Source organism: Defluviimonas sp. D31, from assembly GCF_033436765.1.
Classification (GTDB): Bacteria; Pseudomonadota; Alphaproteobacteria; order Rhodobacterales; family Rhodobacteraceae; genus Albidovulum.
In genome coordinates, this window is the sequence record NZ_JAWQFN010000003.1 from 113,412 (window position 1) to 139,475 (window position 26,064).

The following is a 26,064-nucleotide window of genomic DNA, read 5'->3' on the forward strand; positions in this document are numbered from 1 at the left end:
CAAGGGAGACTCTCCATGCATTACGGTTACATCGGCCTCGGCAATCTCGGGGCGGCCTGCGCGGACTGCCTTCTGAAGGCGGGCTTCAAGGTCACGGTCACGGACCTCAAGAAGGAACTGGCCGAACCCCTGATCGCGGCGGGCGCGACCTGGGCGGACAGCGCCGAGGAGGTCGCGGCCTCGGTCGATCACGTCATCACCTGCCTGCCGTCGCCGGCAGTCACCGAAAAGGTGCTGGCGCAGATTCTGCCCAAGATGAAGAAGGGGGCGACCTGGATCGAGATGTCGACGCTTGGCCGCGACGACGTGCTGGCCTTCGCCAAGGTTGCCGAGGCCCACGGCATCCACATGCTGGAGCTTCCGGTGACCGGCGGCGTCCACCTCGCCTATCGGGGCGAGATCACCATGCTGCCGGGCGGCGACAAGGAGATCGTGGACCTGCACTGGAAGGCCTTCGAGGCGATGGGCAACCGCGTCTTCCACATGGGGCCCCTGGGCTCCTCCTCGATCATCAAGGTCATCACCAACATGCTGGCCTTCATCCACCTCAAGGCCTGCGGCGAGGCGCTGATGCTCGCAAAGCGCGGCGGGCTCGATCTCGGCCAGGCCTGGCACGCCATCGCGGCGTCGTCGGGCAATTCCTTCGTCCATGAGACGGAAGGTGCCCTGATCCTCAACGGTTCCTACGACATTGCCTTCAACATCGACCTCGCGCTCAAGGATCTCGGTTTCGCGCTGAACTTCGGCAAGGAGTTCGGCGTGCCGCTGGAGCTCGCCTCGATGACCAACCAGACCTATGTCGCGGCAAAGGCGGCCTATGGCGGCGACGCGCAGTCGCCTATGATCGCCAAGCTTCTTGAAGACCAGCTCGGCACCGATCTGCGGGCTCCGGGATTCCCGGCGCGGCTGGAATAGTCCCGAAACGACGCATTCCGTCGCGGAACGGAGTGACGAGGCGCCCTGCCTGAGGCATCAGGGCGGGGCGCTTTTTCATGAGGGCGAAATGGACGGATACGACTACATCATCGTCGGCGCGGGGTCTGCGGGCTGCGTTCTTGCGGAGCGGCTTTCGGCCAATGGCCGATACAAGGTTCTGGTGCTGGAGGCGGGCGGAACCGACCGGCGCTTCTATGTCCATCTGCCCCTGGGCTACGGCAAGCTCTTCTTCGATCCGGCGGTGAACTGGATGTACCGGACCGAGCCCGATCCGGGCCTTGCCGGGAACCGCGATTTCTGGCCGCGCGGCAAGATCCTCGGCGGGTCGAGCTCGATCAACGCGATGGTCTGGATCCGGGGCCATGAGAGCGATTATCACGATTGGGAAGCCGAGGCCGGACCGGGATGGGGCTGGGAGGCCGCGCGCGCGGCCTACCGGGCGATCGAGGACAACGAGGCCGGCGGCAACGACCTGCGCGGCACCGGCGGACCCTTGTTCATCTCGGCCAACGGCCGCGACCTCCATCCGCTGGTCGAGAGCTATATCGGCGCGGCCGAAGCGACCGGCCTGCCCCGCAACACCGATTTCAACGGGGCGGAGCAGGAAGGCGTCGGCGTCTACCAGATGACGATCAAGGGCGCGCGCCGCAACTCCAGCGCCCGCGCTTTCCTGAGACCCGCGATGAAGCGGCCGAACGTGACCGTCCTGACTCATGCCCAAGTGACCCGCGTGCTCTTCGAGGGCCGCCGGGCGGTCGGGGTCGAGTATTCCCGGAAGGGCGTTTTGAGCCGGGTCAGAGCCGCATCCGAGGTCATCCTCGCGGGCGGCGCGATCAACAGCCCGCAGCTTCTGATGCTCTCGGGCGTCGGCCCGGCGGAAGATCTGAAACGCCACGGGATTGAGGTCGTTGCCGACAACGCGCAGGTCGGACGGAACCTCAACGACCATCAGGGCGTCAACTACACCTGGCGGATGAACGTTCCGACATACAACGACATCCTGCGGCCCTGGTGGGGCAAGATGATCGTCGGCATGAAGTACTTCATGGGCGGCAAGGGGCCGCTTGCGAAGTCGATCAACCACGGCGGCGGCTTCTTCCGCACCGCGCCTGAGCTCGCGCGCCCGAACATGCAGCTCTACTTCCAGGCGTTTTCGACGCTGATCCCGCGCGAGGGCGAGCGGCCGCTCCTGACGCCCGACCCGTTCTCGGGCCTCTCCATCGGCCTGTCGAACTGCCGTCCGACCAGCCGGGGCGAGATCACGCTTCACTCCGCCGATCCTTTCGCCGCCCCGCGGATCGTGGCGAACGCGTTCTCCACCGACCACGACGTCAAGGAGATGCTGGCGGCGGTGAAATACCTGCGCCGCATCGCCGCCGAGGAGCCGATGCGCTCGCTCATCGCCGAGGAACTGCGTCCGGGGCCGAAGGTCACGACCGACGACGAGCTCATCGCCGATTTCCGCGCCCGGTCGGGCACCGTGTTCCATCCGTCCTGCACGGTCCGGATCGGCTCGGACCCCGCGACCTCGGCGGCGGACCCGGATCTGAAGGTGCGCGGCGTCGAGGGGCTCCGGGTCTGCGACGCTTCGGCCTTTCCAACGCTGATCGGCGGCAATACCAATGCGCCGAGCATTCTCATGGGCTGGATGGGCGCCGAACGCATCCTTTCGGGCCGTAACTAGGGGACGATCATGGCTTACCTTCTCGGCGTCGATACCGGCGGCACCTATACCGACGCGGTGATCCTCGACGAGCGCGAGGACCGAGTCGTCGCCTCGGCGAAGTCGCTGACCACGCGGCCCGACCTCTCGCTCGGCGTCGGCCGCGCCATCGACGCGGCGATCGAGAAGGCAGGGGTGAAGGCGGCGCAGGTCGCGATGGTGTCGCTTTCGACCACGCTCGCGACCAACGCGCTGGTCGAGGGGCAGGGTGGGCGCGTGGCTTTGGTCTTCATCGGCTTCGAGGAATCCGAACTTGCCCGCGCCGGCCTGACCGAGGCGCTGAAGGGCGACCCGGTCATCCGGCTCGCGGGCGGTCACAACCATGGCGGCGGCGAGGTCGCACCGCTCGATCTGGCACGGCTGGAGACCGAGATCGCCGCCCTCGGCCCCGACATTACCGGCTTTGCCGTGGCCGCGAGCTTCGCCACCCGCAACCCGGCGCACGAGAACGCGGCCCGTGACCTGATCCGCGAGAAGACCGGCAAGCCCGCCACCTGTTCGAGCGAGCTTTCCGCCGGTCTGAACGGCCCGCGCCGGGCGCTCACGGCCGTGCTGAACGCCCGCCTCATCGGCATGATCGACCGGCTCATCAATGCCTGCGAGGCGCATATGGAAAGCCTCGGCATCGACGCGCCGCTGATGGTGGTGCGCGGCGACGGCGCACTGGTTTCCGCAGACCTTGCCCGCGATCGGCCGATCGAGACGATCCTGTCCGGCCCTGCCGCCTCGATCGCCGGGGCGAGCTGGCTCACGGGCGAGACCGACGCTCTGGTGTCGGACATCGGCGGCACGACGACGGATGTCTGCCTTCTCAAGGATGGCAAGCCGATGATCGACCCGATGGGCGCGCGGGTGGGTGAGTTCCGCACAATGGTCGAGGCGGTGGCGATGCGCACCACCGGCCTTGGCGGCGACAGCGAGGTGCATCTGATCGAGGGCCTCGTGACCAGCCTGCGCCTCGGGCCGCGGCGGCTGGTGCCGGTCTCGCTCGCGGCGCGGGATCATCCGACGCTGGTGCATGACGCACTCGACGGCTGGCTGGCGCTCGATGCGGTCGGCGAGCATGACGGGCGCTTCGCGATCCCGATGTGGCGGGACACGCCGCCCGAGGGGCTTTCGGGCCGCGAGGGCGCGGTGGTGGAGCGGCTGCTGGCCGGGCCGCGTCGGGTGGCCGATTGCGTGCGGACGCGGCTGGAGCTGCCGGCGCTGAACCGGCTCGTGGCGCGCGGCCATGTCATGATCGCTGGCGTGACCGCTTCGGACGCGGCGCATGTGCTCGGCCGGCTCGACAGCTGGGACGCCGAGGCCGCGCGCAAGGCGGTGACGCTCTTCGCCCGGCGCCGGAACGGGCGCGGCGACCGGATCGCGGCGGGGCCGGAGGCGCTCGCGCAGGCGATCATCGACCAGCTCACCGCGCAGACCGTCGACTGCCTGCTGGAGGCCGCCTTCGCAGAGGATCACCGCGACTGGGTCGAGGCGCCGGAGGTGCTTGCGCGGCACCCGCTGATGCGAGCCGGGCTCGACCGCCATTCCGGGGTGGTCCAGGTGCAGGCGAGCCTCGCCGTTCCCGTCATCGGGCTTGGCGCCTCGGCGCCCTCCTATTACGGCGCGGTGGGCGACAGGATCGGCGCGCGGATGGTGCTGCCCGAACATGCCGGCGTGGCGAACGCGATCGGCGCCGTCGTCGGCCAGATCGCAATGCATGCGGAAGGCATCGTCACCAGCCCCGGCCCGGGTCTTTTTTCGGCCCATCTCACCGACGGCCCGAAGCGGTTCAACGACCGCGACACCGCACTTGCGGTGCTCGAAGCCGCGCTGACCGAGGATGCCGAGGGCCGCGCCCGGCTTGCCGGGGTCGAGAAGATGCGGATCACGGTGGACCGCGAGATTTCCGAGATCGAGATCGAGGGCCAGCCGATGTTCATCGAGGCGCGGCTTCGCGTCACCGCGCAGGGCCGGCCGCGGATCGCGGTCGGCTGAGGCTCAGAAATCGAGGCCGAGGTCGAGTGTGCGCGCCGAATGGGTGAGCGCGCCGACCGAGATGTAATCGACGCCCGTCGCCGCGACCTCGGCGATGCGGCCGAGCGCCATGTTGCCCGAGGCCTCGGTGATCAGCCGCCCGGCAACCATCCTGACCGCCTCGGAAAGCGTCTGGGTCTCCATGTTGTCGAGGAGGACCGCGTCGGCACCGCCGACCTTCAGCACCTCGGCGAGCTGGTCGAGCCGGTCGACCTCGATCTCCACCCGCATCATGTGCGAGGCGCTGGCTTTCGCCGCCGTGAGCGCGGGCGCGATGCCACCGGCGGCAGCGATGTGGTTGTCCTTGATCAGGATCGCGTCGGACAGCGAGAAGCGGTGGTTGAAGCCGCCGCCATGCAGCACCGCCTGCTTCTCGACGAGGCGCAGGCCGGGTGTCGTCTTGCGGGTGCAGGTGATGCGCGACCGCGTGCCCCTTGTCTCGGCCACGAAGTCGGCGGTCTGGCTGGCGATGCCCGAGAGACGCCCGGCGAAATTGAGCGCCACCCGCTCGCCCATCAGGATCGAGGCGGCATCGCCCGCGATCTCCATCAGAACGTCGCCCGCAGCGCAACCCGCACCGTCGGGAACCTTCGTGGTGACGGTGAGCGCCGGATCGACCAGGCGGAAGGCGAGTGCCGCGACCTGCATCCCCGAGACGCGGCCCGCCGCGCGGGCGTTCAGCCGGGCGGTGTAACGGGTGCCGGCGGGGATCACTGCGCGGGTCGTGACGTCGCCATAGGTGCCGAGGTCCTCGATCAGCGCGGCGCGGACGAGGGGTTCGATGATCAGGTCGGGAAGCGGGGTCATGTCGGCTCCTTCTCGGGCAGGGCGCGGAGCGCCATTGCCTCGGCGAGTGTCAGGCGCGAGCGGCGGGCCGCGTCGGCGGCGCGCGGGAAGTCGCTGCGGAAATGCGCGCCCCGGCTTTCCTCGCGCATCAGCGCGGCGGCGGCGATCAGCGTCGCGGTGGCGGTCATGTTGCGGAAGCTGGCGCTGTCACCATGTCGGGCCTCGAGCGCGGCGATGGTGGCGAGCGCACCGCGCAGGCCCTTTTCGTCGCGGATCAGGCCCACATCGGCGGTCATCACCTGCCTGAGGCGGGCGATCGCTTCGGAGTCGACGGGCACGCCGCCGGGCCGGAACTCGGGCACGACGGGCGCGGCGGGGGCGGGGGCGGGAAGGGTGGCGGCGATCCCCTCGGCGCAGGTCTCGGCATAGACCAGCGCCTCCAGAAGCCCGTTCGAGGCCAGCCGGTTGGCGCCGTGGAGCCCCGTCGAGGCCGCCTCGCCGCAGACCCAGAGATTGCCGAGCGAGGCGCGGCCCCCGGCATCGGTCGCGATGCCGCCCATGTGGTAATGTGCGGCGGCGGCGACGGGGATCGGCTCCGTGACCGGGTCGATCCCGGCGCGGGCGCAGGCGGCGGCGACGGAAGGAAAGCGGGTCAGGACCGAGGCGCCCAGCGCGGCGCGGGTGTCGAGCATCGGTCGGTTGCCCTGACGCCATTCGGCATGGATCGCGCGGGCAACGATGTCGCGGGGCGCAAGCTCGGCATCGGGGTGGATCTCGGCCATGAAGCGGCGGCCGTGGCGGTTGATCAGGATCGCGCCCTCGCCCCGCAGCGCCTCGGTGGCAAGGGGTGCGGGATCCTCGCCGGCGTCGATCGCGGTCGGGTGGAACTGCACGAACTCAGCATCCGCGATCGCCGCCCCGGCGCGGGCGGCTAGGCCGATCACCTGGCCCCGTATGCGCGGCGGGTTGGTGGTGAGCGCGTAGAGCCCGGCCGAGCCGCCGCCGGCGAGAAGGATGGCGGGTGCGGCGATGAAGACAGGCTCTGAACCGGCCGGATCGGCGGATTCCACCACCACGCCGGTGACGGTTCCGCCCGCCACCTGAAGCCCCGTTGCCATCGCGCCTTCGAGCACCTGAACTGAGGCCGCGCGCCGCACCTCGGCGACGAGTGCCCGCATGATCTCGGCCCCGGCCTGGTCGCCCTTGACGCGGACCACGCGGGCGAAACTGTGCGCGGCCTCGCGCGACAGCACATAGCCGCCCGAGGCATCGCGGTCGAACGGTGCGCCGAGCCGGGTAAGGCTTTCGATATGGCCGGGGGCGGCGGCGGTGACTCGATGCGCGACGCCCGCATCCACGGTCCCGGCCCCGGCGCGGATCGTGTCGGCGGCATGGGCCTCGGGCGTGTCGGCCGCCGCCATCGCGGCGGCGACGCCGCCCTGCGCCCAGGCCGAACTTGCGCCCTCGCCAAGCCGCTCGGGCGAGATCAGAACCACCGGATGCGGCGCGAGCCGGAGCGCCGCCGACAGCGCGCCAAGCCCGGCGCCGACGATGATCACCCGGTCGGTCGCGATCCGTTGCACCAGAGGTCAGACCCCGAGCTGGCGCGAGAATGCGATCATCTTCTCTACCGCCACCCGCGCGCGGGCGGCGACGCCGGCCTCGACCTCGACCTCGCCGGTCATGGTGTGGAGCGCGTAGAGCACCTTCTCCAGCGTGATCTTCTTCATGTAGGGGCACATGTTGCAGGGACGGGCAAAATCGACCTCCGGCAACTCGTCGGAGATGTTCGTCGCCATCGAGCATTCTGTGACCAGCATCGCCTTCGCGGGCTTGTGGTCATGCACCCATTTGATGATCCCGGCGGTGGAGCCGGTGAAATCGGCCTCGGCCACGACCTCGGGGGTGCATTCGGGATGGGCGAGGATCTTCACCTCGGGATCGTGCGCCCGGTAGGCACGCAGGTCCTCGGCGGTGTAGAGCTCGTGCACGATGCAGGAGCCGGGCCAGAACACGACCTTCTTCGAGGACTGGTTGGCGACGTTCTGGGCGAGGTAGCGGTCGGGCGTCATGATCACCGTCTCGCCCTCCATCGCCTCGACGATCTGGAGCGCGTTGGCCGAGGTGCAACAGATGTCGGAGGCCGCCTTCACCTCGGCGGTGGTGTTGACATAGGAGACGACCGGCGCGCCGGGATAGCGGCGGCGCATCTCCTCCACCCCCTCGGCGGTGATGCTCTCGGCGAGCGAACAGCCCGCCGCCATGTCGGGCATCAGCACGGTCTTGGACGGATTGAGGATCTTCGAGGTCTCGGCCATGAAATGCACGCCGCACTGCACGATCACATCGGCCTCGACCTCGGTCGCCTTGATCGCGAGCTGAAGGCTGTCGCCGACATGGTCGGCGATGCCGTGATAGATGTCGGGCGTCATGTAGTTATGCGCGAGAATCACCGCGTTCCGCTCTTTCTTCAGGCGGTTGATCGCGGCGACATAGGGTGCGTGGATCGCCCAGTCGGCGAAGGGCAGAACCCGGTCCATGCGGGCATGGATGTGGCGCTGCGACTCCGCCAGGTCGAGCGAGGGCGCGAGGTCGTAGTGATCGGCAAGGGTCGCGCGCATGTTGGCGAGGTCAAGCAATGGAATTCCCCCCGGAAAACGACGTTGACGTTGCGTATACGAGCGTTTCGCGAAGTGCCAGAGGCGGATGCGATGTTAGCGCCGACAAGGGCGGGCGGGTGCGGACGGGCGCCGAACGCCCGGAATCGCCGCACTTGCAAAGCGTTTGCGCAACGACTAGTCGATGCTCGGTGGCGGGATCGGTGACGGGCGCGGCACCGGGATATCTCAGGAACGGGAGACGGCAGTGCTCGACGATCTGACCATCCGGACTGACTGGACCCGCGAGGAAGCGGACCGGATCTACAACCAGCCCTTCAACGACCTGCTGTTTCAGGCGCAAACGATCCACCGGCAGCATTTCGACCCGAACCAGGTCCAGCGGTCGAAGCTTCTCAGCATCAAGACCGGCGGCTGTGCCGAGGATTGCGCCTATTGCAGCCAGTCGGCGCGCAACGGCGCGACGCTCTCGGCCTCGAAGCTGATCGAGGTGGAGCGGGTGCTGGCCGAGGCGCGCAAGGCCAAGGACGCGGGCGCCACGCGCTATTGCATGGGGGCCGCCTGGCGTTCGCCGAAACAGCGCGACATGGACACGCTGGTGGCGATGGTCGAGGGCGTGAAGGCGCTCGGCATGGAAAGCTGCATGACGCTCGGGATGCTCGATGAGGGCCAGGTCCTGAAGCTGAAGGGCGCCGGGCTCGACTACTACAACCACAATATCGACACCTCGGAGCGCTACTATTCCGAGATCATCACGACCCGAACCTTCGCCGACCGCATCGAGACGATCAACCGCGTGCGCGAGGCCGGGATCAAGGTCTGCGCCGGCGGCATCATCGGCATGGGCGAGGAGCAGATGGACCGGATCGACATGCTGCTGGCCCTCGCGACGCTGGAGAGCCATCCGGACTCCGTGCCGATCAACATGCTGATCCCGATCGCCGACACGCCGCTCGCAGAAACCAAGCCGCTCGACCCGATCGAGTTCGTCCGCACCGTGGCGCTGGCGCGGATCCTGATGCCGAAGAGCCATGTCCGCCTCTCCGCCGGGCGGACCGAGATGTCGGACGAGATGCAGGCGATGTGCTTCTTCGCCGGGGCGAACTCGATCTTCGTCGGCGACACGCTGCTGACCGCCGACAATCCCGGCGAGGACAAGGACGCGGCGCTCTTCGCCCGGCTCGGCATCACCGCGATGGCGCCGGGGTGCGACGGGCAGAGATGAGCGGCCTTGCGCGGCAGGTCCGCGCGCTTGAGGCGCTCGAGGCGCGGGGGCGGCTCCGCCGCCTGATGCCGCGTGCGGGCGCCGATTTCGCGTCGAACGACTATCTCGGGCTGGCGGGGTCGGACCTTCTGCGGCAGGCCGCCGCGGACGCCCTGGCGCGCGGCGTCGCCGTCGGCGCGGGCGGCTCGCGGCTCCTGCGCGGCAACGACGTGGAGCATGAGGCGCTGGAGGCGGAGGCCGCCGCCTTCTTCGGCACCGAACGCGCGCTCTATCTCGGCGGCGGCTTTCCCGCCAATCTCGCGATCTTCTCCGCGCTGCCGCAGCATGGCGACCTCGTGCTGCATGACGCGCTCATCCATGCCAGCGCCCACGACGGGATGCGGCTCGGCCGGGCCGAGGCGCGCAGCTTTCCTCATAACGACGTGACCGCGGCCGAGGACGCGATCCGCGACTGGCGCGGGAAGGGCGGGACCGGGCAGGTCTGGATCGCCGCCGAGGCGGTCTATTCGATGGACGGCGATCTGGCGCCCATCGCCGATCTCGCCGCGCTCGCCGAAGGGCACGAGGCGATGCTGATCGTCGACGAGGCCCATGCGACCGGGCTCTTCGGCCCCGATGGACGCGGGCTCGCCCATGCCGTCGCGGGGCGGGAGAACGTGGTGTCGCTTCATACCGGCGGCAAGGCGCTCGGGGTGCATGGCGGGCTCGTGACGGCCGCGGCGCCGCTTATCGACACGCTGATCAACAAGGCGCGGAGCTTCATCTACGCGACCGCGCCGTCGCCCCTGAACGCGGCGCTGCTGCGGGCGTCGCTCCGTGACCTCGCGACAAACCCGGCGCGGCGCGAGGCGGCGCTGGCGCTGCGCGCCCACGCGCATGAGGCGGCGCACACACTTTGCGGGCTGGACGGCTGTCAAAGCCAGATCCTGCCGGTGATCCTCGGCGACGACCGCCGCACGATGGCGGTGGCCGAGGCGCTGCAGGCGCGCGGCTTCGACGTGCGCGGCATCCGCCCGCCCACGGTGCCGCGCGGCACTTCGCGGCTGCGCATCTCGATCACCCTCAACACCAGCGCCGAGGTCGTGACCGACCTCTTCACCGCGCTCGCCGAGATTACGGAGGCGGTACCGGCATGACGAACGCACTCATCGTCGCGGGCACCGATACCGGCATCGGCAAGACGCTGGTCGCCGCCGGGCTGACCGGCGCGCTGGCCGCGCGCTACTGGAAACCCGTGCAATCGGGGCTCGAGGAGGAGACCGACAGCGAGGTCGTGGCCCGCCTCACCGGCGCCGAGACCCTGCCCGAGGCCTACCGGCTGAAGCTCCCCGCCTCGCCGCATCTTTCGGCCGAGGCCGAGAGAGTGGCGATCGACCCGGCGCGGCTTGCCTTGCCCGAAGTCGCGGGGCCGCTTGTCGTCGAGGGCGCGGGCGGATTGATGGTGCCCCTGAACCGGCAGCTTCTCCAGATCGACCAGTTCGCCGACTGGGCGGCGCCGATGGTGCTTTGCGCCCGCACTGCGCTCGGCACGATCAACCACACTCTTCTGTCGCTCGAAGCCGCGAAGGCGCGAGGGATCGAGGTTCTGGGCGTGATCTTCGTCGGTGACGCGGAACCCCTTGTCGAGGCGACGATCCGCGATTTCGGCGGGGTTCGCCATCTCGGGCGGCTGCCGAGATTAGACCCTGTTACGGCGGAAACGCTGCGGTCTGGCATCGGAGCAGGCATCGACCTCGCAGCCATCCGCGAAAGGCTCGGCCATGTCGCAGCTTGAATTCGACCGCGCCCATCTCTGGCATCCCTACACCAACGTCGTGAAGCCGGGCGCCACCTTCCTCGCGAAATCCGCGGAGGGCGTGCGGATCACGCTCGACGACGGGACCGAGCTCATCGACGCGATGTCGTCCTGGTGGAGCGTGATCCACGGCCACCGCCACCCGGCGATCATGAAGGCGGTGCACGACCAGCTCGACCGGATGCCGCATGTGATGTTCGGCGGGCTCACCCATGACCCGGCGGTCGACCTCGGCCGCAAGCTTCTGGCGATGGTGCCGCCGTCTCTGACACGGATCTTCTATTGCGATTCCGGCTCGGTCTCGGTCGAGGTGGCGATGAAGATGGCGGTGCAGTACCAGCATTCCGCCGGGCGGCCCGAACGCAGCCAGTTCGCCACGATCCGGGGCGGCTATCACGGCGACACCTGGAAGGCGATGAGCGTCTGCGACCCGGTCACCGGCATGCATCACCTCTTCCGTGGCGCGCTCTCGGTCCAGCACTTCGCCGAACGCCCGTCGCTGCGCCTGGGCGACGACTGGAACGAGGATCCCGCGCGGAACGGTCTCGGCGATCTCGCCCGCGTGGTGGAGGCCAACCGCGACCGCCTCGCGGCGCTGATCCTTGAACCCGTCGTGCAGGGCGCGGGGGGCATGTATTTCTACCACCCAGAATACCTGAACCGCGCCCGCGCGATCTGCGATGAGCACGGGCTTCTCCTCATCTTCGACGAGATCGCAACCGGCTTCGGTCGGGCGGGACGGCTCTTCGCCACCGGATTCACCGGGATCGAGCCGGATATCCTGTGCCTCGGCAAGGCGCTGACCGGCGGTACGATGTCCTTCGCGGCGACGCTCGCCTCGGACGCTGTAGCCGAGGTGATCGGCGGCGGCGAGCCGGGGCTTTTCATGCACGGGCCGACCTTCATGGCCAACCCGCTGGCATGTGCCGCCGCCTGTGCGAGCCTTGATCTGCTGGCGACCGGCGACTGGGGGAGGCAGGTGGCCTTGATCGAGGCGCAGATGCAGGCCGAGCTTGCGCCGGCCCGCGCGCTGCCGGGCGTGGCGGATGTGCGCGTCCTCGGCGCCATCGGCGTGATCGAGATGGACCATGCGGTCAGCGCCGACCTTGCGCACGGGCATTGCCGCGAGTTGGGCGTGTTCCTGCGTCCCTTCGGGCGCAACATCTACGCGATGCCGCCCTTCGTCACGACGCCCGACGATCTCAGCCGCATCACCGGCGGGATGCTGGCGCTCGCGAAGGTGCTCTGAGGCGGCAATGGAGGCGATCTGGCTCAGACGGGACGGCGCGGCGCGGGTGGTCGTTTTCTTCGCCGGCTGGGGGGCGGAGCCCTCGGACATCGCTGGTCTCGGCGGGGCATATGATGTGCTCTTTGTCCGCGACTGGCGCGCGCTCGGCGACCTGCCGGACCTCTCGTCCTATACCGAACGGCTGCTCGTCGCCTGGTCCTTCGGGGTCGCCGCCTATGGCCACTGGCAGGCGGGCCGGGCCGATCCGTTCACCCGCAAGGTCGCGGTGAACGGAACGCTCGCGCCGGTGGACCGCGAGCGCGGCATTCCACCGAGGGTCTTCGCGATGACGCTCGCGGGCCTCAGCGAGGAGAATTTCCACGCCTTCCTCGCCCGATCCCACGGTGCCGACCAGCCGCGCCGCACGGTCGATGTCGCGGCGCTGACAGCCGAGCTTGAAGCGGTGCGCGACCGGGGACCGGCGCCTGAGACCCTCTTCGACCGGATCTGGATCAGCGAAGCCGACGGCATCATCCCGCCCGCGAACCAGCGCCGGGCCTGGGAGGGACAGGCCGACCGGATCACCGGGATCGACGCGGCCCATGCGCCCTTCGCCCATTGGTCGGATTGGGAGGCGCTCTCGTGACCGCCCGCACCGGCAGCGCCCGTGTCCATGACAGCTTCCGCCGCAGCCTCGGCTCCTACCATGCCGAGGCCTCGGTGCAGGCCCGGATCGCGCGGCACCTGGCAACGCTTCTTGTCGAAGCGGGCGCGCCCAACGCCTTCGACCGGGTGTTCGAATTCGGCGCCGGGACCGGGCATCTGACCGGCGCGCTCCTCGACCGGTTCACCGTGTCGGAGCTTACACTCAACGACCTCGTGGCCGAATGCCGGCCGCATCTCGCCCCGCTGGTCGGGGACCGTGTCTCCGGCTGGTCCTTCCTCTCCGGCCCCGTGGAATCCGCGCCGCTCTCCGGCGTCTACGACCTCATCGCCTCGGCCTCGACGGTGCAGTGGCTCGACGACCCGGCAGCACTTCTCGCCCATCTCTCCGCTCACCTCCGACCCGGAGGCTGGATGGCACTCAGCGGCTTCGGCCCCGGTCAGTTCGCCGAGCTCGATGCGCTCGGCGCAACCGGTGCCGCGCCGCATTACGCTACGGTGGCAGAATGGCGCACGCTCCTGCCTGCGGACCTCAGCCTCGTCGCGGCGGAGGAGCATTCGGAGCGCCAGCATTTCGCCGATCTGCGCGCGCTTCTGCGGCATCTCAGGCAGACCGGAGTCAACGGTCGCGCGGGTGGCGCCTGGACGCGCGGACAGCTCGCTTCGATCGAAGACGCCTATCGCCAGCGTCATTCCGACGGTGGCAAGCTCCGGCTGACCTATGCGCCGGTCTACCTGGTCCTCAGGAAAGAGGGTTGAGCCCGGCTTCGGCCTCAATCTCGGCGCGGCTCTTGCGCGCCCGTTCGGTCGCCGACTTGAGCTGGCCGCAGGCCGCCATGATGTCCTCGCCGCGCGGAGTGCGGATCGGCGAGGCGTAGCCGGCCTTGTAGACGATATCGGCGAAAGCCTCGATCCGCTCCCAGTCCGAGCGTTCATAGGGCGAGCCGGGCCATTCGTTAAACGGGATGAGGTTGATCTTGGCCGGGATGCCGCGGATGAGCTTCACCAGCCGCTTCGCGTCCTCGTCACTGTCGTTCACGCCCTTCAGCATCACGTATTCGAAGGTGATCCGCTCCGAGTTCGACAGGCGCGGATAGTCGCGAAGCGCCGCAAGCAGCGTCTCGATGTTCCAGCGCTTGTTGATCGGCACCAGCTTGTCGCGGATCTCGTTCGTGGTGGCGTGGAAGCTGACGGCTAGAAGGCAGCCGATCTCCTCGGCCGTCCGCGCGATCTCGGGCACGACGCCGGACGTGGACAGCGTGATCCGGCGGCGCGAAAGCGTCAGCCCCTCGCCGTCCATCACCACCTTCATCGCGTCGCGGACATTCTCGAAATTGTACAAGGGCTCGCCCATGCCCATCAGCACGACGTTGGAGACAAGCCGGGTCTCGTTCTTCGGCGCCCCCTGTTCGGGCCATTCGCCCAGATCGTCGCGGGCAAGCATCACCTGGCCGACGATCTCTGCCGCCGTGAGGTTGCGCACCAGCTTCTGCGTGCCGGTATGGCAGAACGAGCAGGTCAGCGTGCAGCCGACCTGGGAGGAGATGCAAAGCGTGCCGCGATTCTCCTCGGGGATATAGACCGTCTCGACCTCATGCCCGCCGGCGATGCGGAGGAGGTACTTGCGGGTGCCATCGGCCGAGACCTGGCGGGTTACGAGTTCGGGCAGGGCGATCTCGAACTTCTCGTCCAGCATCGCCCGGTAGTCCTTGGCGAGGTTGGTCATCGACGCGAAGTCGCGCACGCCCCAGTGATAGATCCATTGCCAGATCTGGCCCACGCGCATCTTCGCCTGCTTCTCGGGCGTCCCGGCGGCGATCAGCGCGTCGCGCAACTGGTCGCGGGTCAGGCCGACGAGGTTCACCCGGCCGCCTTCCGGCAGCTTGCGGGCAATCGTCACCACATCCTGGGTGATCGGTGTGGAGGGGCGGGTGTCGGTCATGCGTCTCGGTCCAAAAGCTCAAGGCTGCATCATATAGTCGAAGATTGGCCGGAACGGAACAGGATGAATCCGGCCGCCATTGCGCAGGGGAACTGGCCCGTTCACGGCATGAAACAGCGCCGCCCGGTGCGGGCGGCGCTGCGAGGTTCGACGATTGTACGGGGCGGCGTCACCCGAGCGGAGAGGTCACCTCGGCCTCGGTCGGGTGCCCGGCCTCGCGCCATTCCTGAGTTCCACCGGAGAGGTAGTGGACATCGGTGAAGCCGCGCATCTGGAGGGCATGCGCCGCCAGTGCGCCCATCGGGCCGGCCTGGCAGGCACTGACAATGGGGGTGGTCCGGTCCTGGAGCGCAGGCGGCAGCATCCCCTCCCGCAGATCGTCCAGCCCGACATTGTACGCGCCGGGGATCAGGCCCGTCGTGGAGGCGATGGCCTCGGCAGGGCGCGGGTCGACGAAGACGGCCGTTCCCTTCGAATGGAGGTCATGGGCTTCACGAACCGAAATCGCGGGAACGGCGGTCTTGGCTTCAGCCACGAGGGTATCGAAACACTTGGTCATCTTCTTCTCCTGTTCTGCGGTTGGCTGGCGCGAGAGGACTATCCGCAGCGCCCGGCCTGCCAGCGAGCCGGGGCGGCCGCTCGATTCTTGGATCAGTCTTCCCCGAACCCGTCGAAAAGCGCGGTCGACTGGTAGCGTTCGGCGGCACTCGCGAAGATCGTGACGACGGTCTTGCCCGCCATGCCCTCGCGGGCGGCGACGCGGAGCGCGGCATGCAGCGCGGCGCCTGACGAAATGCCCGCGGCGATCCCCTCCTTCAAGGCCATGTCCCGGGTCGCGGCAAAGGCGGCGTCGTTCGAGACGGTCTCGACCGAGTCGACCAGCGTGACATCGAGGTTTTCGGGGATGAACCCCGGCCCGATCCCCTGGATCATGTGCGGCGAATGCTCGCCGCCGGAAATGACCGGGCTGTTTTCCGGCTCGACTGCGATGACGCGCAGCCCGGGTTTCTTCGCCTTCAGCACACGCGCAATGCCCGTCAGCGTACCGCCCGTCCCGGTCCCGAGAACAACGGCATCCATCGCCCCGTTCGTGTCCCGCCAGATCTCCTCGGCGGTGGTGCGCGAATGAATCTCGGGATTTGCCGGGTTGCCGAACTGCCAGGGCATGACCGCACCCGGCGTTTCGGCGACGATCTCCCGCGCCTTCTCGATCGCGGCGTTGATGCCCTTCTCCTTCGGCGTGAGGACGAGTTCGGCCCCGAGGAACCGCATCAACTTGCGGCGCTCGACCGAGAAACTGTCCGGCATCGTGAGGATGCAGCGGTAGCCCCTCGCGGCGCAGGCAAAGGCGAGCGCGATGCCGGTGTTGCCAGAGGTCGGCTCGACGATGGTGCTGCCCGGCCCGACCTCGCCCCGCACCTCCATCGCGTCGAGCATGGCGACACCGATCCGGTCTTTCACGCTTCCGAGCGGATTGAGGAATTCGAGTTTGGCAAGGACGCGCGCCTCGGCGCCGCGTTCCTGCGCCATGCGGTTGATCCGGACGAGCGGCGTGTTGCCGACGGTTTCGGTGATCGAGCCGTAGACCCGGCCGCGGGCTTCGATCACAGGCGTCGCGGTAACGATCGTTTGCATTTGATTGGTCATGACAGAGTCCTTTTCTGGGTTGATGGGGTTGGTCAGGTGGTGCGGTCGGATGACCGCTTGCGGATCTCGCGGCACAGAGCCATTGCCGCGAGGGTGGCGGAGAGGCAGGCGCCGGCGAGGCCGAGCATCGAGCCGACGGCGAGGTCGTGGCCCATGCCGAAGGGCGCGGCGGCGAGCATCAGGGAACGGAACCGGAGAAGATCGCTCTGGAGACGGCCGAGCATGACGAGGCTGCAGGCCGTCATCGAGCAGAATGACGGCAGGCCCGACCAGGTCAGCAGACAGACCGCGACGACGACGGGGAGAAACCCGAGACCCATCCAGCGCAGCCAGGGCCGGTTCCCGGCCATCAGCGCGATCATCGTCTGCGTCGCTCCGAGCGCACAGACGCCGGCACCGCTCCAGGCATCGATAAGCGCGTATTGCGCTCCGTAATTCGCGCCAATCCCGAACTGTACGCCGAGCATCGCCCGTCGCGAGGAGAAGAACGGCCAGATCAGTTGGCAGGCAAGTCCGGCGATACCGAACATCGCAGCGACGGGTTGTTGCGTGATGAGGCTGATCGGGTCCATCGGTTTGTCTCCCAATACATACCAACTGGTCGGTATGTATGACAGACCAATCGGTATGGCGTCAATAAAATTTCCGTTATCGGATCTCAGAATCTTGTAATTTACGGTATTCAATCACTTAAAATTCTTGTTTTCGGCTTGAGAAATGACCCGCCAAGCTCTATATACAAACTAGTTGGTATGGAGCATCACATGACCCAGAAGGCAGAATCGACTCGCGATCGGCTGCTTGATGCCGCGGGGGCGTCCGTGATGGCGAAGGGATTCGCGGGCACCTCTATCGACGATGTCCTGAAGGCCACAGGTCTGACCAAGGGCGCCTTCTTTCACCACTTCAAGGGAAAGGCGGATCTCGCCCGCGAGCTGGTTAAGCGGTACGCGATGAAGGACCTGAAGATGTTCCAGGAGTTCCAGCGCCAGGCGCAGGAACAGAGTGACGATCCGCTCGAACAGGTCACGGCGTTCCTGAAGCTGTTCGAGATCTACATCAGCAATTCCGTGGATCCCGCCCCCGGCTGCATGTACGCGGTCTACACCTACGAGAGCCGGCAATTCGACGCCGATGTGCTCGATTTCGTTTCAGACACGCTGCGGCAATGGACCTCGATCTATGTCCGCATGTTCCAGGATGTCCTCGACCGCTATGACCCGGCGCTGCCGATCACAGCACGGCAACTGGCCGAGATGATCGTCTCGGTCATCGAGGGCGGGCTAGTCCTGCAAAGGGCCCATGGCGACACCGACACCACGCGGCGGCAGTCCGAGCAGTTCCGGAGCTATCTGACGCTGCTCTTCCCGACGGCGGGTTGATCCGGACAAACCCGTGCCGGGGCGGTGCGCCGCTTGGCCCGCAACCATCCGTCTAAACCGAGACTGAGGGCCATGGCTTCCCGAGAAGGATGGTGCCGGTGAAGGGACTCGAACCCCCGACCCCATCATTACGAATGACGTGCTCTACCAGCTGAGCTACACCGGCATCCTTCTCGTTGCGGACACGAGGTGGCCGCATCTTCAACCCTTGCGCAGTTCCATTCGGCCTCGCGCGTTATTTCCGGCCAGTGCCTTCGACGCGCTTGCCAAACCGATTTGCGCCGGGATGGTGGCGGGCTGATAGCATCATCGCAGGCAGGTGTGTAGCCCTAAATTTGCGCTTTCCGGCCGACTTCCTCGTCGAGGATCAACGCGTCCTCGGCGCCGTCTTCACCGCCGTTGCCATCCGGTTCGTCGATCGGCTCCACATCGGCTTTGGCCGGGCTGCCGACGATCAGCGGCAGCATCTCGGAGCCGTTCGGCATCTGCACCGCGCTCTTCGGCGGCTCGCGCCAGCTCAGCGTGTCGAAGCCGCCGCAATTGTCGCAGGTCGGCGCCCAGTCGGAGTGGATGTTGTGGCACTTGTCACAAACCCATTGCGGGCCGCGGCTCGCGGTCAGAGCCCGCGTCAGCCAACCGCGCACGAAGGCGTCGTCCTCGCCCTCGCCGCGGGCGATCGCGGCGCGGATGGTCAGGCTGCGCGCGGTCGGGTGGGTCTCGGTCAGGTCGCCGAGCGCGCGGCGGGCGGCGGGGAAGTCCTCGGCCGCGATCAGAAGCTCGGCCCTGAGCAGCCGGGTCTCCTCGTGGTCGGGATGGATGGACAGCAGGGTTCCGAATCGCTTCAGCCGCTCGGACGGGCTCTCCTCTGGCGCGATCGCCGCGAAGGCGGCGGCGAGATCGGGATGGGGCTGCGCGTCCCAGGCCTTCTTGAGCACCCGCGTCGCATATTTCGGCTTGTCGGCCTGAACGTAGCCCTGCGCGGCAAGGACCGCCGCGGGAATGAGATCGGGCGACAGCCGGTTGGCCTCGATCGCCGCCTCGCGCACCTCGATCGGCGCGTCTTCGGAGAAGACCTCCTTGGCCTCCTGCAACGCGAGGACTGCGTCGCGCCGGCGATGCACGTCGCGCGGAAGGAGCCCCTGCTTGAGCTTGGTGCCAAGCACCTGGCGTGCACCCTTCCAGTCGCCCTTCGCGGTCTGAAGCTGCAGGAGCGTGTCCTGCACGTCCTCATGCTTCGGCTTCAGCGCATAGGCCTTCTCGGCGAGCTTCAGCGCGGTCTCGGTATCGCCCTCGGCGAGCTTTTGCTTCATCAACCCGCGCACGCCGACGAAGCGGGTGCGGTCGTCGGTCAGGAGCCGCTTGTAGACCTCGGCCGCGCGCCTGGTGTCGCCGGTCAGCTCGGCAGCCTGCGCCGCGATCAGGTTTGTCAGCTCCGGTCGGCCGAGAAACTTTTCGGCCCGCGCCGCCTGCGACATCGCCAGCCGACCCTCGCCCGAGGCGACCGACATCATCCCGTCGGCCAGCGCCTGGTATCCCTTGCGCTCGCGGTTGCGGTCGAAATAGCGGCTGACCGCCGTCTCGTCGCCGTTGAGGAAACGCAGGATCGCGACCAGAAAGCCCGCGATCTTGAGCGCCAGCCAGAGCAGGAGAACCAGCAGCAGGACACCGATCACCGCCTGGACGGGGCCAAGGGTGAATTCCATGTTGGCGAGCGTGATGCGGATGCCGCTGCCGGTCTCGGCAAGGTAGCCCGCGCCGAGGGTCAATGCCGCGACAACCGCGACGAAGATTACGATCTTGATGAAGGACCAGATCATCGCAGCCTCACTCCAACGCGTTTTCAACACTCGTCACCGCAGCCTCCGCCGCGATCCGCCGTTCGGCAAGGGCAATCCATTCAGCCATGCGCGCGAGACCGTCCTCGGGCAGACCCTTGAGTTCGCCGATCGCCGCAGCCAGATCGCCGGCGCTGAGCGCCGCTTCGGCCCTCGACAGGACCGCATCGGGATCGTCTCCGGCGCGCGGCGACAGCGACCGGGCGCCGGACTGGCTACGCAGGAAAGCACCGATACGGTCTATCGTTCCGCCACCGGCGGTCGCCTTGATCGACACGGCCAGCGCATCGCGCGCAGCTGGCGGGAACGCGTCTCGCAGCGCCGCGAGTGTCGGGATGCCCTGGGACTGGTCGGTCAGTTCCTGCGGCACCTCGACCCCGGCCGCCGCGAGTTCGGAGAGGCTGCCGTTCAGCGCCGCGCCGGTGTCGAGCGCGGTCTGGATCCGGCTCAGGGCGGCCCGTGCGGTGGCCTGCTGGGCAACCGTTTCGGCTTCCTCGCGCAGCCGCTTGGCGTCTTCCTCGGCGGCGGCAAAGCGGGCGGAGGCAGCTTCCGCGGCCGTGGCGATCTCCTCACGCGCCGCCTCGTTCGCCTTGCGCTGCGCCTCGATCTCCGAGCGCATCTGCGCCATGTCGCGATCGAAGGCCTCAAGGGCCGTCGCAGAGGCGGCGCCGCTGGCCACGGGCCGCTTCTCGATCGCGGCGAGCCGTGTGTCGAGCGCACCGATCCGCTGCGCCTCGTTCACCAGCCGGTCGTCGAGTGCGCTCACGGTCTGGCGGAAAGCGTCGAAATCCTGGGCGAGCTTGGCCGCGCGGACCGCCTGAGCCTCGGCGGCCTCCGCTGCGGCGGGATCCGAAGCGATCGCGGTGACCTCGTCGGACAACGCGGAGATGCGCGCCTCCTGCTGGCGGAGTAGTTCGGTGAGCGCGGCAAGCTCTTCGTCGGGCCCCGGGGCTGTCAGGAACTGAGGCAGCACATAGGTCGCGGCGCCGAAGCCGAGACCGGCGGCGACAACGCCGCCCAGGACCAGGGGAAGAAAGCCCCCGCGTTTTGGCAGTTCCGCCGATTCGGAGCGCGGAGGCACAGCGGTGGCGGTCCGTGCCGGCTCGGCCTCCTCCGGTACCTCCGCGGATGCCTCGGGGGCGGCGTCCAGCGTATCGAACCCGGTCTCGTCATGTTCGGAAGACGGAGCCGGCTCGTCGGAAGATACGGTTTCTTCGCCGATGGCGGGCGCGGCGTCCGGGTCCAGCGCGGCTTCGGATTCCAAGGTCTCTTCGACCTCTATCGTCCCATCCTTCGCTGAACTATCGGAGGTCTCGGCCTGCGTCGGCTCGTCGGCCTCCGGTTCGGGTTGTGCGGTCGCTTCTGCGGCGGTGTGTTCGGTCGAAACTTCTGCTGGAGTCTCGCCGTCTACCGACCCGGTGTCGTCTCCGCTGGTCTTCTTGCGCGCTCTGGCCACCGGCAATCCCCCTTCGCGATTATAACGGAAACGGGCCAAAGTCTGCACCGCCCACTTTTGTCAATCTAGAGGGCAAGGGCGGGCCCCTCAACCCGTCTTGGCTGCGGCAATGAGCGCATCGAGCGCGTCGAGCATTGCCGGCGCATCCGGCGTGCGGGCGATGCGCAGCCCCTGAGGCGAAAGCGCTGCTGCGGCCTCAGCGACCGCAGGGCTCATCGCCGCGATCCAGAGCGGCGCCTCCGCGATGGCGAAGGCTGTGGCCGCAAGACGCGCCGAACGCGGCGAGAACAGCGGCAGAAGGACCGGGGATGTTCCCCGCAGAGCCGCGGTGGCGGCATTATTGGCCGGGCAGGAGATCTGTTCGTAGACCAGCGCCGAAACAGTGTCTATTCCAGCGGAATTCAACATTTCCGCCACGTCTCGGGCGGCATGGACCGGACGCGGCCAGAGTAGCCTCGCCGTTTCGCCGGAGGCGGTGATGGTCCGCGCCAGCCCCTCGGCATCGCCCGGGCCGATCCGCGTTGCGAATCCAGCCTCGCGGGCAGCCTCTTCGGTCCTTGTCCCTACGCACCAAGCCCTGGCCCCGCGTCTCGGAGCGAGCCGCGCGAAGGCGGCAACGGCGTTCTCCGACGTGAAGACGAGGTCGCGGTCGCCATCGGGCAGGGGACCGGGATCGAGGGGCCGGATCGCGGTCAGCGGCGAGAGGATGACCGGCCAATCCGCGCCGAACCGGTCGCGAAAGGCGTCCGAAAAGCGCCGCGACTGCGCTTCGGGCCGTGTCAGGAGCAGGATCGGCCGGTGTGATTCCAAGTCGCCCTCGGGATTGTGCGGCTCTCCTGCCGGTGTTACCTGCCTGTTATGCCTCACGCAACCGACGGCACGATGCGCGAACCGATCACGATCCTGGGCCTCGAGAGCAGCTGCGACGACACCGCCGCCGCCGTGGTCCGGCTTTCGGGCAGCAAACCCGAGATCCTGTCCTCGGTCGTCTATGGCCAGACCGCGCTTCATGCCGACTTCGGCGGCGTGGTGCCAGAGATCGCGGCCCGCGCTCATGCCGAGAAGATCGACCTTTGCGTCGAGGAGGCACTGCAGGCGGCAGGCGTAGCACTTGGCGCCATTGACGCGGTGGCTGTGACGGCCGGACCGGGGCTCATCGGCGGCGTGCTGGCCGGCGTGATGTGCGCCAAGGGGATCGCGGCGGGGACCGGGCTGCCGCTCGTCGGCGTCAACCACCTTGCCGGTCATGCGCTGACGCCGCGGCTCACCGACGGGCTGTCGTTTCCCTACCTGATGCTCCTCGTCTCGGGCGGGCATTGCCAGTTCCTGATCGCCCATGCGCCCGACCGGTTCACCCGGCTCGGCGGCACGATCGACGACGCGCCCGGCGAGGCCTTCGACAAGACCGCGAAGCTTCTCGGCCTGCCGCAACCCGGTGGTCCTGCCGTCGAGGCTGCGGCGCGGGCGGGCGATCCCGCACGTTTCGCCTTTCCGCGGCCGCTCCTTGACCGTCCGGGCTGCGATCTTTCGTTTTCCGGGCTGAAGACTGCGCTCCTGCGCGCCCGCGACGCGGTGGTCGCCGAGAAGGGCGGTCTGACCGAGCAGGACCGCGCCGATCTCTGCGCCGGGTTCCAGGCGGCGGTGTCCGAGGTTCTGGCCGAGAAATCGCGCCGCGCCATCGCGGAGTACCTGGCGCTGGATCCGGCCGAGCCGATCTTGGCGGTGGCGGGCGGCGTCGCCGCGAATGGCGCGATTCGGGCTGCATTAGAGACTGTTTCGGCGAAAAGCGGGCTGCGCTTCACGGCCCCGCCCCTGGCGCTTTGCACCGACAATGCGGCAATGATCGCCTGGGCGGGGATCGAGCGGTTCCGGCTCGGGCTCATCGACGATGCCGATCTGGTGGCGCGGCCGCGCTGGCCGCTCGATCAGAGTCAGCCTGCTCTGATCGGTTCGGGAAAGAAGGGGGCGAAGGCATGACGATCGCGGTTCTAGGAGCCGGTGCTTTTGGCACGGCACTTGCGATCGCGCTGGCGCGCCATGGCGCCAGGGTCGTGCTCTGGGCGCGCGATGCGGATCAGGTCGCGCGGATGCAGGCGGACCGGATGAACGCCCGCCGCCTGCCCGGAGTGAGCTTTCCGAAGCCACTGGAGGTGACCGCCGATCTGGCGGCGACCGACGCGGCCGATATCGTGCTCCTCGCGGTGCCGATGCAGCAGACCGCCGGGCTTCTTGCCGCCGAGGCACGACGGCTCGACGGCCGCGCGCTTGTCGCCTGCGCCAAGGGGATCGACCTCGTCTCGGGGCGCGGGCCGACCGCGATCATCGCCGAGACCTGCCCGGCGGCACGCCCCGCCGTGCTGACCGGGCCGAGTTTTGCCGCCGACATCGCGCGCGGCCTGCCGACCGCGCTGACCCTCGCCTGCGCCGACGATGCGCGCGGCGCCAAGTTGCAGGCGGCGCTGGCGACGCCTGTGCTGAGGCTTTATCGCAGCACAGACTGCAAGGGAGCCGAGCTTGGCGGCGCGTTGAAGAACGTCATCGCCATCGCAGCCGGCGTGGTGGTCGGCGCCGGGCTTGGCGACAGCGCCCGTGCGGCACTGATGACCCGCGGCTTCGCCGAAATGAACCGGCTCGCGCTGGCGCTCGGGGCACAGGCCGAGACCCTCGCGGGGCTTTCGGGCTTTGGTGATCTGGTCTTGACCTGTACCTCGACGCAGTCGCGCAACTTCCGCTTTGGCCATGCACTTGGCGCGGGTGAAGTCTTCGACGCCACGACCACGGTGGAAGGCGTCGCGACCGCAAAAGCAGTGTCTGTTCTGGCCGAAAAGCACCGTATCGACCTCCCGGTCGCGGCCATGGTCGCGGCTCTCGTCGACAATCGGATCTCGGTGCCCGACGCCGTCACCGCACTTCTCTCCCGCCCCCTCAAGAAGGAATGACCATGCTCTTTGCCGTGATCTGCCGCGACAAGCCCGGCCATCTGCAAACCCGCCTCGACACCCGCACCGCGCATCTCGGCTATATCGAGCAGACCGGCATCGTGAAGATGGCCGGTCCGCTCATCGAGGCGGGGGAGATGCGCGGTTCGCTGATCGTGCTGGAGACCGACAGCCTCGCGGCGGCGGAGGCCTGGGCGGCGGGCGATCCCTACAAGGCAGCCGGGCTCTTCGACAGCGTCGAGGTGATCGAGTGGAAGAAGGTGATCGGCTGATGGCCTACTGGCTCTTCAAGTCCGAGCCCGACACTTGGAGCTGGGACCAGCAGGTCGCCAAGGGCGCGGCCGGCGAGGAATGGAACGGCGTCCGCAACTACCAGGCCCGCAACAACATGCGGGCGATGAAAGTCGGCGATCTCGGGTTCTTCTACCACTCCAACCAGGGCAAGGAGGTTGTCGGCATCGTCGAGGTCTCGGCCGAGAGCCATCCAGACAGCACCACCGATGATCCGCGCTGGGACTGCGTCGACATCCGCGCCGTGAAGCCGCTCGCCCGGCCGGTCACGCTGGAACAGGCCAAGACCGAACCTCGGCTGGCCGACATGGTGCTCGTGAACAACACGCGGCTCTCGGTCCAGCCGGTGACCGAGGCAGAGTGGAAGGTGATCTGCGAGCTTGGCGGGCTATAGACCGCGAGCATTTTCCCCGGCATCATGCGGGCCGGGGAAAATGCGCGAAAGGTCAAAGGGATGGCTTTCTTCAGTGTGATCGTCGCGGCGGCTGCGGCCTATGCGTTCGGCGCTTTCTGGTACATGAGATGGGCGACCCAGTGGGTCGCCGCGACCGGGATCAGCGTCGATGCCGACGGCAAGCCGCGCAACAAGAGCGTCGTACCCTACATCATCGCCGGAATCGCGATGCTGGTCGTGGCCGGCATGATGCGGCACATGTTCGGAATGGCGGGGATCGACACGCTCATCAAGGGGCTGGTCTCGGGCTTCGGGCTCGGCACCTTCGTTGCGCTGCCGTGGATCGTCGTCAACTACGCCTATGCGGACCGGCCGCGGCAACTGACCTATATCGACGGCGGCTATGCGGTGATCGGTTCGACCATCATCGGCGCGGTGCTCGGCCTGTTCTGAAACGACGAAGGGCCCCGGCCACCCAACCGGGACCCTCCTCCACCCCAGTGCACCCCTGCACCGTGCGAAACTGAAAAGGTCTCGGCCGTCCTGGCCTGTAGTTGAGACCCTAGAGGGTGCGGCGGATTCGGGCAAGCCTCGAATACCGAGAATATTGTTCAAAACCAGCGCTTTATGGTCAGGTTCGCTTAACAAAGCCGCGTCAGGCGTAGTGGGCTTCCTTGCCGAAATGCTTGACGAGCATGTAATAGACCACGGCGCGATACTTGTTGGTCTCCGAACGCCCATAGGTGTCGATCACGGCGTTGATCGCATCCATGAGATGCGGCCCGTCGCCCAGCCCGAGCTTCTTGACCAGGAAGTTGTTCTTGACGGTTTCCAGTTCGCCCGCCTGTGTCGCGGCCACGGTAGAGGCATCGGCATCGTAGATCGCGGGTCCGCACCCGATGGTGACCTTTTCGAGAAGCGCCATGTCCGGCACCATGCCGCACTTGGTCTTCAGATCTTCCGCATAAGTGGCAATTAACTCGTCGCGTCTGCCCATGGCCATCTCCGCTCTTGCAAATCCGGTATGAATTTCCGGGACATGGCCCCCGAAGAAGCCGCCCGCGCGGAGGTTAGCGTCGAATGGGCCGAGTTGGAAAAGAAATTTTTCCGAATCGCGAATTGACGGAACGGAACTTCGGTCAGAAACGCGAAAACCGGAACAACGTCACAGAAGAAAAGGGGGCC

General features: G+C 67.8%; 26 protein-coding genes and 1 tRNA gene. 15 read left to right on the forward strand and 12 right to left on the reverse strand.

Translation table 11 applies throughout. From position 1 onward, the window contains the following. Positions 1–15: 15 nt before the first annotated feature. The 3 genes from R5H32_RS06970 to R5H32_RS06980 all read left to right on the forward strand — a co-directional run bounded on the left by R5H32_RS06970 (position 16) and on the right by R5H32_RS06980 (position 4,639). A complete protein-coding gene (locus R5H32_RS06970; protein WP_318337969.1) occupies positions 16–915 on the forward strand; it encodes an NAD(P)-dependent oxidoreductase in 900 nt (299 codons plus the stop codon). Positions 916–1,003: 88 nt separating this feature from the next. Next, positions 1,004–2,620, forward strand: coding sequence for a GMC family oxidoreductase (locus tag R5H32_RS06975; protein WP_318337970.1), 1,617 nt, complete (start codon positions 1,004–1,006; stop codon positions 2,618–2,620). Positions 2,621–2,629: 9 nt separating this feature from the next. Next, positions 2,630–4,639, forward strand: a complete 2,010-nt coding sequence (locus R5H32_RS06980; RefSeq protein ID WP_318337971.1) for a hydantoinase/oxoprolinase family protein — start codon at positions 2,630–2,632, stop codon at positions 4,637–4,639. Positions 4,640–4,642: 3 nt separating this feature from the next. On the opposite strand, the gene nadC is transcribed toward R5H32_RS06980, so the two are convergent. From nadC to nadA, 3 genes are read right to left on the reverse strand one after another with little or no spacing between them, the layout of a single operon-like run. Continuing rightward, the gene (gene nadC, locus R5H32_RS06985) at positions 4,643–5,485 is read right to left on the reverse strand and encodes a carboxylating nicotinate-nucleotide diphosphorylase (RefSeq protein ID WP_318337972.1); all 843 of its coding nucleotides are present in this window, start codon (positions 5,483–5,485) and stop codon (positions 4,643–4,645) included. Next, positions 5,482–7,047: an L-aspartate oxidase gene (locus R5H32_RS06990; RefSeq protein WP_318337973.1), complete on the reverse strand. Its 1,566-nt coding sequence runs from the start codon at positions 7,045–7,047 to the stop codon at positions 5,482–5,484. The genes nadC and R5H32_RS06990 overlap by 4 nt, the downstream gene beginning before the upstream one ends. 6 nt (positions 7,048–7,053) lie before the next feature. Further along, positions 7,054–8,085 (reverse strand): quinolinate synthase NadA, encoded by a 1,032-nt coding sequence (gene nadA, locus R5H32_RS06995; RefSeq protein WP_318337974.1) that lies wholly within the window; start codon positions 8,083–8,085, stop codon positions 7,054–7,056. 244 nt (positions 8,086–8,329) lie between these two features. On the opposite strand from nadA, the gene bioB reads away from it, so the two are divergent. Genes bioB through R5H32_RS07025 form a run of 6 tightly spaced genes read left to right on the forward strand, consistent with a single transcriptional unit; the run spans position 8,330 to position 13,752 of the window. Further along, complete coding sequence (gene bioB, locus R5H32_RS07000) at positions 8,330–9,307, forward strand: biotin synthase BioB (RefSeq protein WP_318338243.1); 978 nt, start codon at positions 8,330–8,332, stop codon at positions 9,305–9,307. Further along, complete coding sequence (locus tag R5H32_RS07005; RefSeq protein WP_318337975.1) at positions 9,304–10,443, forward strand: 8-amino-7-oxononanoate synthase; 1,140 nt, start codon at positions 9,304–9,306, stop codon at positions 10,441–10,443. The genes bioB and R5H32_RS07005 overlap by 4 nt, the downstream gene beginning before the upstream one ends. Next, entirely contained in the window at positions 10,440–11,081 is a 642-nt protein-coding gene (gene bioD / locus R5H32_RS07010) for a dethiobiotin synthase (protein ID WP_318337976.1), read from the forward strand. The genes R5H32_RS07005 and bioD overlap by 4 nt, the downstream gene beginning before the upstream one ends. Next, the gene (gene bioA, locus R5H32_RS07015; protein WP_318337977.1) at positions 11,068–12,351 is read left to right on the forward strand and encodes an adenosylmethionine--8-amino-7-oxononanoate transaminase; all 1,284 of its coding nucleotides are present in this window, start codon (positions 11,068–11,070) and stop codon (positions 12,349–12,351) included. The genes bioD and bioA overlap by 14 nt, the downstream gene beginning before the upstream one ends. 7 nt (positions 12,352–12,358) lie before the next feature. After that, positions 12,359–12,976, forward strand: a complete 618-nt coding sequence (locus tag R5H32_RS07020) for a pimeloyl-ACP methyl esterase BioG family protein (protein ID WP_318337978.1) — start codon at positions 12,359–12,361, stop codon at positions 12,974–12,976. After that, positions 12,973–13,752: a methyltransferase domain-containing protein gene (locus R5H32_RS07025; RefSeq protein WP_318337979.1), complete on the forward strand. Its 780-nt coding sequence runs from the start codon at positions 12,973–12,975 to the stop codon at positions 13,750–13,752. The genes R5H32_RS07020 and R5H32_RS07025 overlap by 4 nt, the downstream gene beginning before the upstream one ends. On the opposite strand, the gene rlmN is transcribed toward R5H32_RS07025, so the two are convergent. The 4 genes from rlmN to R5H32_RS07045 all read right to left on the reverse strand — a co-directional run bounded on the left by rlmN (position 13,736) and on the right by R5H32_RS07045 (position 17,154). Further along, positions 13,736–14,935, reverse strand: coding sequence for a 23S rRNA (adenine(2503)-C(2))-methyltransferase RlmN (gene rlmN, locus R5H32_RS07030; RefSeq protein ID WP_318337980.1), 1,200 nt, complete (start codon positions 14,933–14,935; stop codon positions 13,736–13,738). The genes R5H32_RS07025 and rlmN overlap by 17 nt on opposite strands. A gap of 169 nt (positions 14,936–15,104) precedes the next feature. After that, the gene (locus R5H32_RS07035) at positions 15,105–15,494 is read right to left on the reverse strand and encodes a rhodanese-like domain-containing protein (protein ID WP_318337981.1); all 390 of its coding nucleotides are present in this window, start codon (positions 15,492–15,494) and stop codon (positions 15,105–15,107) included. Between the two features lie 92 nt (positions 15,495–15,586). Then, positions 15,587–16,582, reverse strand: coding sequence for a cysteine synthase A (gene cysK, locus R5H32_RS07040; protein WP_318337982.1), 996 nt, complete (start codon positions 16,580–16,582; stop codon positions 15,587–15,589). 32 nt (positions 16,583–16,614) lie between these two features. Continuing rightward, positions 16,615–17,154, reverse strand: a complete 540-nt coding sequence (locus tag R5H32_RS07045) for a YgjV family protein (RefSeq protein ID WP_318337983.1) — start codon at positions 17,152–17,154, stop codon at positions 16,615–16,617. Between the two features lie 192 nt (positions 17,155–17,346). On the opposite strand from R5H32_RS07045, the gene R5H32_RS07050 reads away from it, so the two are divergent. Further along, positions 17,347–17,964: a TetR/AcrR family transcriptional regulator gene (locus R5H32_RS07050; protein WP_318337984.1), complete on the forward strand. Its 618-nt coding sequence runs from the start codon at positions 17,347–17,349 to the stop codon at positions 17,962–17,964. 90 nt (positions 17,965–18,054) lie between these two features. Here the strand turns inward: R5H32_RS07050 and R5H32_RS07055 are convergent. The 4 genes from R5H32_RS07055 to R5H32_RS07070 form a co-directional block, all read right to left on the reverse strand. After that, positions 18,055–18,130: transfer RNA gene (locus R5H32_RS07055), tRNA-Thr, on the reverse strand. Positions 18,131–18,293: 163 nt separating this feature from the next. Further along, the gene (locus tag R5H32_RS07060; RefSeq protein WP_318337985.1) at positions 18,294–19,781 is read right to left on the reverse strand and encodes a heme biosynthesis protein HemY; all 1,488 of its coding nucleotides are present in this window, start codon (positions 19,779–19,781) and stop codon (positions 18,294–18,296) included. Between the two features lie 7 nt (positions 19,782–19,788). After that, entirely contained in the window at positions 19,789–21,255 is a 1,467-nt protein-coding gene (locus tag R5H32_RS07065; RefSeq protein WP_318337986.1) for a hypothetical protein, read from the reverse strand. 87 nt (positions 21,256–21,342) lie between these two features. Next, positions 21,343–22,065, reverse strand: coding sequence for a uroporphyrinogen-III synthase (locus tag R5H32_RS07070; RefSeq protein ID WP_318337987.1), 723 nt, complete (start codon positions 22,063–22,065; stop codon positions 21,343–21,345). 72 nt (positions 22,066–22,137) lie between these two features. Here R5H32_RS07070 and tsaD point away from each other — a divergent pair, with 72 nt between their 5' ends. The 5 genes from tsaD to R5H32_RS07095 are packed head-to-tail and all read left to right on the forward strand — an operon-like array spanning position 22,138 to position 25,332. Then, on the forward strand, positions 22,138–23,232 hold the full coding sequence (gene tsaD, locus R5H32_RS07075; RefSeq protein ID WP_318338244.1) for a tRNA (adenosine(37)-N6)-threonylcarbamoyltransferase complex transferase subunit TsaD: 1,095 nt from the start codon (positions 22,138–22,140) through the stop codon (positions 23,230–23,232). Further along, a complete protein-coding gene (locus R5H32_RS07080) occupies positions 23,229–24,194 on the forward strand; it encodes an NAD(P)H-dependent glycerol-3-phosphate dehydrogenase (protein ID WP_318337988.1) in 966 nt (321 codons plus the stop codon). Before tsaD ends, R5H32_RS07080 begins: the two co-directional genes overlap by 4 nt. Before the next feature lie 2 nt (positions 24,195–24,196). Next, positions 24,197–24,466, forward strand: a complete 270-nt coding sequence (locus R5H32_RS07085) for a YciI family protein (protein ID WP_318337989.1) — start codon at positions 24,197–24,199, stop codon at positions 24,464–24,466. Then, positions 24,466–24,879, forward strand: coding sequence for an EVE domain-containing protein (locus R5H32_RS07090; RefSeq protein WP_318337990.1), 414 nt, complete (start codon positions 24,466–24,468; stop codon positions 24,877–24,879). The genes R5H32_RS07085 and R5H32_RS07090 overlap by 1 nt, the downstream gene beginning before the upstream one ends. Positions 24,880–24,939: 60 nt before the next feature. Beyond that, on the forward strand, positions 24,940–25,332 hold the full coding sequence (locus R5H32_RS07095) for a DUF1761 domain-containing protein (protein ID WP_318337991.1): 393 nt from the start codon (positions 24,940–24,942) through the stop codon (positions 25,330–25,332). Between the two features lie 202 nt (positions 25,333–25,534). On the opposite strand, the gene R5H32_RS07100 is transcribed toward R5H32_RS07095, so the two are convergent. Continuing rightward, a complete protein-coding gene (locus R5H32_RS07100; RefSeq protein WP_318337992.1) occupies positions 25,535–25,876 on the reverse strand; it encodes a DUF2853 family protein in 342 nt (113 codons plus the stop codon). Positions 25,877–26,064 lie beyond the last annotated feature (188 nt).